Source organism: uncultured Chryseobacterium sp. (assembly GCF_913776365.1).
In the GTDB taxonomy this organism is placed as follows: Bacteria; Bacteroidota; Bacteroidia; order Flavobacteriales; family Weeksellaceae; genus Chryseobacterium.
The window spans coordinates 1-5,905 of sequence record NZ_CAJYMO010000097.1; the positions used below are offsets into that span (position 1 = coordinate 1).

Annotated in this window: 7 protein-coding genes; 1 reads left to right on the forward strand and 6 read right to left on the reverse strand. The window is 45.3% G+C overall.

Annotated elements, in window-relative coordinates:
• The 4 genes from QZ735_RS04870 to QZ735_RS04885 all read right to left on the reverse strand — a co-directional run.
• Positions 1 to 1,408 (reverse strand): hypothetical protein (locus QZ735_RS04870; RefSeq protein WP_294244975.1); only part of this gene is annotated, 1,408 nt, incomplete at its 3' end.
• 346 nt (positions 1,409 to 1,754) lie between these two features.
• Positions 1,755 to 2,186: a VOC family protein gene (locus tag QZ735_RS04875; protein WP_294244976.1), complete on the reverse strand. Its 432-nt coding sequence runs from the start codon at positions 2,184 to 2,186 to the stop codon at positions 1,755 to 1,757.
• Positions 2,187 to 2,394: 208 nt separating this feature from the next.
• Complete coding sequence (locus QZ735_RS04880; protein ID WP_294244978.1) at positions 2,395 to 2,808, reverse strand: VOC family protein; 414 nt, start codon at positions 2,806 to 2,808, stop codon at positions 2,395 to 2,397.
• Between the two features lie 75 nt (positions 2,809 to 2,883).
• Positions 2,884 to 3,474 carry a Crp/Fnr family transcriptional regulator gene (locus QZ735_RS04885; protein WP_294244980.1) on the reverse strand — a complete coding sequence of 197 codons (591 nt, stop codon included), beginning with the start codon at positions 3,472 to 3,474 and terminating at the stop codon, positions 2,884 to 2,886.
• A 325-nt stretch (positions 3,475 to 3,799) separates the two neighbouring features.
• On the opposite strand from QZ735_RS04885, the gene QZ735_RS04890 reads away from it, so the two are divergent.
• Entirely contained in the window at positions 3,800 to 4,228 is a 429-nt protein-coding gene (locus tag QZ735_RS04890) for a hypothetical protein (RefSeq protein ID WP_294244986.1), read from the forward strand.
• A 109-nt stretch (positions 4,229 to 4,337) separates the two neighbouring features.
• Here QZ735_RS04890 and QZ735_RS04895 read toward each other — a convergent pair whose 3' ends face one another.
• Positions 4,338 to 5,549, reverse strand: coding sequence for a DUF763 domain-containing protein (locus QZ735_RS04895; RefSeq protein ID WP_294244988.1), 1,212 nt, complete (start codon positions 5,547 to 5,549; stop codon positions 4,338 to 4,340).
• Positions 5,550 to 5,620: 71 nt separating this feature from the next.
• On the reverse strand, positions 5,621 to 5,905 hold a 285-nt coding region (locus QZ735_RS04900), incomplete at its 5' end, for a T9SS type A sorting domain-containing protein (protein WP_294244991.1).

A 5,905-nucleotide genomic window follows, 5' to 3' on the forward strand; every position in this document is an offset into this window, starting at 1 on the left:
AAAAAGTACCGTTTATGATGTTAACGGCACCCACACGGGCCAGAAGATCGGGATCCGCCGTTTTCTTTTTATTTTCCGTTTTCTTTTTATGGGTGGCCGCAATGATTTCTATGTCGGGCCGGTATACATTCACTGCCGCCAGTTTCAGCTGGAACTGTTGTCCTGCAAACCGCGATCTATTATTGAGGATCTCGATCTTTGGAACGGTAATATTGAAGACATCCCTGACACTGCTTTTTCCGGTCCCTTTGAACCGGACATCATCAATCAGGATATCCGAATTGGCTGAGGAAACTTTTTTTATGCTGACCGCCTGCAGAGGATCCGTCATGAAATAAATATTTTCAAACTCAATATCGTGATCTGAAAAGGTAAAGGGAATTTTTTCCTTTACCGTATTTTTATCAAATACAATTTCTTTAAGTTTCAGCCGGAAGTTGTCTACTGAAGCTGTCTTTACCTTGTTTTTCTGCTGTACCAATACGGATCCCTGCAGGATGTCAAAGTTTTTGATTCCTATTTTGAGGTTTACTTCCTTAGGATTTTCCTTTACTGTTTTCTTACCGGTTGAAGTTACTGCCAGCTGAGGCTTCGTGAATCGTGCGGTTTCCACGATCAGCGAATCCTGGTCGATTGTAAAATTTTCTGCTAGCAGCCTGTCAACTTTGAGGTCGAATACGTTTTTTGCATTGTACAGCGCCGGACTTTCAATAGGTTTCAGATGAAAATCATCGATATTCAATTGTTTATTCTTCGCATCGATCTGCCTGGCAACAACCTGGTAAAAATCATTCACCGTCACTACCACGTCATGAGCACCGATTTTAAATTCCTTAAAAGCTACCGGCAGCTTAGAGGCGTCTGCGCTCTGGCGGATATCGGTAAGCTTTACATTCACCTTCTTTCCTCTGAAAACATCTTTTTTCGCTGCATTGCGTACGAAGACATTGCCGTTGGTCACCAGGATGTTTTCAACACCGAAATCAGTCTTTTTCTTTGCCCTGCTGTTTTTATTTTTAGGGATGCCCAGTGTAATGCTGACATCCGGATCGATGAGTTCTATGTTTTTAACGTGGTAAGATTTGCTGAAGATCGCTTTCCAGATACCGAAGTTTTCTACCTGCAGCTTTTTTATGCTGCCGTTGATCTGGGTTACGGAAGGGTCTGCCGTCGGCTTTGTTTTCACCACGATGGATCCGGTGGAAATGTTGCCTTTGAAAAGATCAAGATCAAAATTCTGAAGGGTGATCCGGTACGGTGTTTTTTCATTGATCAGGTCCGGAAGCTTACGGTTAAGATAAAAATTCAGTAAAAAAGGAAATGCAAGCGCCAGCAGAATCAGTACTCCGAGAATAATCAGCACTGTTTTTTTCCATCTTCCGGTTTTTTGTTTAATTTTCGTTTCCATGCAAGTAAGTGCTGATGATTTAAAATGCAGATCAGCATTACTTAAGCTTATTTTCAAATCTTATTCCAATCCATTGAATACATGAGAATTTTATTTTTTCATTTGTAAATGGTTACGAGGAAAAAGCCTGCTTTCCGGTTGAACGGTCCTGCTTTCCTTCAAGGGCTGCCGGTTTCCATTGCTGCTCAGCATGGAATTCCTGCATATGATAAAGGGCAGGTCGCGGTTTCCGGATTCATTTTACATCATCAGGCTGATGCCTGATCCCGGACAACAGGTTCAGCATCAGCAGATGGGAGTGATGCACTCTTCCGGTTTTCTTAAAAAGCGGCCTCGAAGGATAAGGTTATTTCAGATATTCCTCATTGTAATTGATCATCCAGAAAATCCCGTAGCGGTCCTGGCAACTTCCGAAATAATCTCCCCAGAACTGTTCTTCCAGCGGCATCTCAACGACTCCGCCTTCAGAAAGCGCGCTGAAGATCCGGCCGGCCTCCTCGCGGGAATCCGGGAAAACGGATACATAGTTGCTGTTTCCTGCCACGAGCTGCTGTCCGAAGCCGGGAATGATATCAGATCCCATCAGCAGATCATTTCCTACCGGCAGTGCAATATGCATTACCCTGTTTTTCTCTTCATCAGAAAGGTTTTCGGTACCCGGTGCCGTGTTCATCCTGTAAATTTCTCCCAGGAATTCGCCGCCGAAAACGGATCTGTACAACCGGAATGCTTCTTCAGCCGTCCCGTTAAAATTTAAATAAGAATTTAATTTAGGCATAGAATAAAGTTTTTATATGATGTAAAAGCAAAGGTCAACTGCCGTCTTTTTTAAGATCAGTGCAGGTCTTCAGAAGCGGCAGCAGGCAGCTTCCTGCAGAGTGTTGTTCGGGAGCGGTATCGGCATGCCGGCCGGCATTCAGAGATAAAAAAGAAGATATAAAACGGTACTTCCTCTTTTTTTCCCCAGAAAATCATCAGCGTAAGGTTTACGATCCTGCCGGCAGACGGGCCGGATCCGTAAAGGTGATATTCCAGCCATGGCCATTGATGTCCCAGAATGAATTATGATACATCCAGCCATAATCCTGGGGCTCCTCATGCTGGGTTGCTCCATGAGCTACTGCGGTGTTTACCAGCCGGTCTACCGCTTCACGGCTGTTTAAAGCCAGTGCAAGAAGCACCTGCGTGCTACCGCTTTCAGGAAGCGGTTTTTCCGAAAACGTCTGGAAATATTCTTCCTCGATAAACATGACATACATGGTATTTTCTTTCACCACCATGCAGAAGGCCCGTTCATCCGAAATGGCTTCATGGGCAGAGAACCCGAGGGCAGCCCAGAATTTTTTCGTTTTCTCAATATCCTTCACCGGAAGATTCACGTACATCTGACTGATTTCCATTGCTGTAATTTTTATTGTTGAACTTATCCAAAAATAAGGCGTTGCGGCGTAATCCCGCTTGCCTTAGGACAAGTTTTATATTTTCGGGGGATGCGAAACCAGTTCTTTACGGATGCGGCTGAGCGAAGTATCGGTAATGCCGAGATAGGAAGCAATCTGTTTCAACGGTGCATAGCGGACCACCTGCGGTTTCTGTTCCAGCAGGTTCAGGTATCGCCTGGTGGCAGAGAGGGTAAACATTTCTACTGAACGCTGCTTGCAGAGGAAGAGCTGCTGTGACATCCAGGCCCTTCCCCATTCTCTCATGTTCGGCATTTTATGAAACAGTTCCTGAAAAGTTTCGAAGTCCAGTTTCCAGCACTCACAATCCGTAATACAGACGATGTTTTCCTGCGAAGGGATCCGCTGGAACAGCGATGAAACTTCAATAATGATCTCATTTTGCGTAAAAAAGTGCGTGGTCACTTCATTTCCGTTGAAATCATTGACGAATGAGCGGGCCAGCCCGTTCTCCAGGATAAAATATTCATGGGCCGTTTTCCCTTCCTTCAGAATCGCTTCGCCTTTTTTGAAGGTCACCTTCTGATGGGCCTGAAAAATTTCGGTAAGCTCTTCATCAAGGAAGAACGGGAATTGATAGGAAACCTGTAAAGCACTGCCAGTCATTACCTTTAATTTATGGCTTTAAAATTAAATTTTTTCTGCGATATGGAAAAATAATGATCCGTTCCTCCATTAAGATCCTGATTAAAAATTACATTTTCATCTTATTTTATGCGATATCCAGCTTATCCGGAGTTACCGGCTTTGGGAATAAATACAGCTCTTAATCATTCCCTGGATCTGTGAGATCCAATCATTCATGTCTGTTTTAAACAGATTTTATAAAATGAATGCCTGAAGAACCTGTAATCTGAAGGCTGTCTTCCCAGTAATATTATATTATTTCACTATATTTAGATTTTTAAAATTCATCGTACATTATTACTCTATGAAAAAATCACTCGTCCTTATGCTTGCAGGCATAGCGATCTTACACAACTGTAAAGAAGACTGTTATAAGGCTCCTGAGCCTACCGTTTTTGAATTTGTTAATGCTTCAGGCGAAAATCTTATCCAGAATGGGACGCTCAACAGTTCCGGTATCGTAGTTCAGCAGGATAATGGAAACGGAAACATGGCAGGGATCAATATAGAAATCCGTGATGACAGGAAAGTCGTGTTAAAAAATGCAGGTTTGTATGACGGAACCCGGACGTACCATGTGTACCTTACTACCGAACCTGTAAAAACATTTGACTTCAAAATCTCCTCCAGCCAGCGCGCGGATGGCTGTGACGGTTTTACCATCAATAATGTAACTGTAGAAAACATAACCTGGTCCGCAGAAAACGGTTATTACAAAATAGTGGTCGACTAGCATATATTCCGGGTGGTAAGCAAAGCTGAAAAGACATTTTAATCAATGGACGGGAGCCCGTTTGTTTTTTACGTCTATTAATGGCCAGATCATCAGTTTCTTTCCAGAATCAAAAAAGGGAAAGCTGGATACCGTCAGATCCTGAGGGCTTACGGGCATCCCCGGAAACGGTTTTCCCTCCGAACCGCCATGAATTCCGCTTCTCCTCTTCCATCACCTGCTGCACATCGAAATCCGGGGTAAATGTTTTCTCGGTATCCGCTACGATCTGATGGAGCCTGTTCAAAGTCCTGAGTTTGTCGGAATTTCCCAGTTTTGAGGTTTCGATTCCTTTTTTCAGGATGCTGATGCTTTCATCATACGTTTTTGCAGGTACCGGAAACGGATGGCCGTCTTTCCCGCCATGGGCAAATGAGAACCTGGCAGGATCCCTGAATCTGGAAGGTGCCCCATGGATGACTTCGCTTACCAGAGCCAGCGACTGCATGGTGCGCGGACCTACGCCTTCCAGCATCAGCAGTTCTTCGAAATTCCGGGGCTGTTTTTCCCGGGTGATATGCAGCAGGGCGCCGAGCCGTTTCAGATCGATGTCAGAAGCATGGATTTCATGATGGGCAGGCAGGATCAGCCGTGAGAAATCGCTCATGATTGCTGCAGAATCCGTATGGGAAATGTCAAGGATGCCTTTTCTGTTTTCCGAAGCTCCGGCAGCGGTAAGGTTGAGGATTTCCCCCCTGGAAATGCCGTTAATCCCGGTGTGCGGCTCTTCCACAAAAGACGTTATATTTCCGGAATGCCAGTGGTAGCGGCGGGCCGTACGGTCAGATTCATGCATCCCCTGCTGCACCACGCTCCAGTGTCCGGTATCGGAAAGAAGAAAATTGGGGAGGTACAGCTGGTAACCGTCCTGAATGGCGGTATTGTCTACTTTTGCGGAAAGGCGGCTTGCCCTGACCAGCGCATTGCCGTCCAGCCCGGTTCTGTCGGCAATCTGCAGGAGTTCGGACGGGGTTTCCCGTGAGAACTTTCCTTTTCCGCCGCAGATGTAGAGGCCCAGTGAACGGGAAGCCGGATTTACGGAACGTTTCAGGGCACCCATCACGGAAGTGGTAATCCCCGAAGAATGCCAGTCCATTCCCATCACGGCCCCGAAGCTCTGGAACCAGAACGGATCAGCAAGCCTCCGGAGGACTTCATCTTTGCCGTAATCCGTAAGAATCGCTTCTATTACAGCAAGCCCCAGCACCGACATCCGCTCATAAAGCCAGGGCGGTACTTTGCCATAGTGTAAAGGAAGGTCAGCTGTTCCGGAACGTTTCATAAGGACTGGATTCTTTAATAATAGGAAGGTCAATTTACAAAAAAAACATCCCTTTCAGGATGTTTCAGTTTTTAATTTTTGATAATTTTCTTGGTGACTGCCCTGCCTTTGAAAGTAATCCTGAGCAGGTAATTCCCTTTCACAAGATCATGGACATCAATTTCTTTTGCATTCCTGCCTGACTTTACCAGTTCGCCGGATACGGAATAGAGTTCGAAATGTTCCATCTCTTCATTGCAGTACAGTATCTCTGCCACCGGATTCGGATAAACGGAAACTCCGTGGTGGTCAGCAGCTATGTCTTTTGCATCCAGATAAGCCGGTACCGTGCCGTTGAATCTGGAAAGGAAAATATT